The sequence below is a fragment of the Shewanella sp. AS1 genome, from assembly GCF_021412565.1.
Lineage (GTDB): Bacteria > Pseudomonadota > Gammaproteobacteria > Enterobacterales > Shewanellaceae > Shewanella.
This window is the reverse complement of record NZ_JAKCLJ010000085.1, coordinates 1-288: the sequence shown is the minus strand read 5'-3', so window position 1 is coordinate 288 and position 288 is coordinate 1. Positions and strand designations below refer to the sequence as shown.

1 protein-coding gene is annotated in these 288 nt (G+C 58.7%); it reads left to right on the top strand.

Annotated features, from left to right (window positions below; all coding sequences use genetic code 11):
- Nucleotides 1-276: hypothetical protein (locus LZP69_RS16160; protein WP_234201716.1), on the top strand; the 276-nt coding region annotated here is incomplete at its 5' end.
- Between the last annotated feature and the right edge of the window lie 12 nt (nt 277-288).

Below are 288 nucleotides of genomic sequence, written 5' to 3'. Positions count from 1 at the left end.
TTCACGCTTGATCTTCCTGCCCGCGGCGAAGCGAAATGGAAAGGTGCAGACGTGACCACGATGTACGATCGCTCAGGCGCCAAGTTCGGCGAGGCATACGACGGGTACGTCATCGTGTTCAAGGACGCCGAAGGCCGCGTGGTCGCGGTCAAGAGCAGCATCGCCGCCTTTTCCAAGGATGTCGCGAAGCTGGAAACCCTCAAGGCTGACGGTTACTACGATTCCCACCTGGAACCGCTGAAGGTCGATGACACGTATTCCCGTCGATTACCGTGAACGGACCTAGGG